Origin of the sequence: Klebsiella sp. MS 92-3 (assembly GCF_000195655.1) — a bacterium.
In the GTDB taxonomy this organism is placed as follows: Bacteria; Pseudomonadota; Gammaproteobacteria; order Enterobacterales; family Enterobacteriaceae; genus Klebsiella; species Klebsiella pneumoniae.
The window spans coordinates 100,091-101,434 of sequence record NZ_GL882770.1; the positions used below are offsets into that span (position 1 = coordinate 100,091).

The following is a 1,344-nucleotide window of genomic DNA, read 5'->3' on the forward strand; positions in this document are numbered from 1 at the left end:
CGACTGAACTACAGAGGAATCGTGTGAACGAGGCGCATACTACTGGCCTCGCATTTTTGTGTCAACACTAAAATTAACCTGCTGATTCAAATGGCTAAATTTAGCTCAACACGTTGTTTTAGTGAACAATGCGCCGATCGCCTTCGTCCTGCAGGCCATTCTCACGTCTACGCGCCAGCGGATCCTGGCGGTAAAAGTGGCAAAAACGCTGCCACAGGGCCGGGAAGCGAGGCGCGAACAGTTCAGGCGCACTGAAAAAATATTCCGAGAGGACAGCAAAGCACTCTGCGGGATCGGTGGCGGCATAGGCGTCAATACTGGCGGCGCTTTCGCCGACCAGATCTATCTCATCCTGAATGTTGTTCATCGCGGCGTGGAGATCATGCTCCCAGCCGGCAACTTCACGCAACGGGATAAGCGGCACGCCGCTGGCCCGGTCGCCGTTCCGCGTATCAAGCTTATGCGCCACTTCATGCACCACAAGGTTAAAGCCTGACGCATCAAAAGAGTCTTGAATATCCAGCCAGTTCAGCACTACAGGACCCTGTTGCCAGCTTTGTCCCGACTGTACCACCCGCTGGTTGTGGACCAGACCAATATCATCCTCCCATTCATCATCGACGATGAAAGGGGCAGGGTAGATCAGCACTTCATGGAAGCCATCCAGCCACTCAATGCCCAGCTCAAGCACCGGCAGACAAAAGAGCATAGCAATGCGCGCCTGATGCAGCGGGGTCAGCTCCAGCCCCTGCAATGCCACCAGCCGCTTTTGCTGTAAAAAACGGGCAGCCATCTGCGTGAGCTTGTGCTGCTCAGTGGACGAAAGATGGGCTAAAACCGGAATGGCAAGCGCTTGCTCCCAGGGCATCTCTGCGTTGCCGGACTCATCATCTGCTTTCCAGGGCCATTTAAACATCATATTGCTCGCAAAGTCGTCACTTGAACACAATTACCGAAACGGGAGCTATTAAAATGCCAAAGATCCTGGCATTATAGCAACCATCACAGCGGAGAGATGCCGGAGCGGCTGAACGGACCGGTCTCGAAAACCGGAGTAGGGGCAACTCTACCGGGGGTTCAAATCCCCCTCTCTCCGCCACTTTTCTTGCTCTAACCTTCCCTTCAATAACACCGTTAGCTTCAGGTATAACGCCTGCGCTGGGGTATCACCATCATCATCGTCCTGGTTTCAGCGTAGAGTCGCGGTAGCGCGCTTTATCCTTTTGGCACCTTATCGCCGCTTTTAGCCCGAACGAGCTTAAACGCATCATAAAGAGGGAAGGTACGCCTGGAAAGCGGCAATGTCGAAAAGAGTGATCTCAACGGAGCGGGAACATAAAAAAG

General features: G+C 53.5%; 1 protein-coding gene and 1 tRNA gene. One reads left to right on the plus strand and one right to left on the minus strand.

Annotation, left to right across the window (positions count from 1 at the left end):
* Window positions 1-118: 118 nt before the first annotated feature.
* Window positions 119-919, minus strand: coding sequence for a DgsA anti-repressor MtfA (gene mtfA / locus HMPREF9538_RS20105; RefSeq protein ID WP_004227143.1), 801 nt, complete (start codon window positions 917-919; stop codon window positions 119-121).
* Between the two features lie 90 nt (window positions 920-1,009).
* On the opposite strand from mtfA, the gene HMPREF9538_RS20100 reads away from it, so the two are divergent.
* A tRNA-Ser gene (locus HMPREF9538_RS20100) sits at window positions 1,010-1,099 on the plus strand.
* Window positions 1,100-1,344 lie beyond the last annotated feature (245 nt).

Coding starts and splice junctions, on each gene's coding strand:
- mtfA (WP_004227143.1), bottom strand. CDS start 919: ATGATGTTTAAATGGCCCTGGAAAGCAGATGATGAGTCCGGCAACGCA.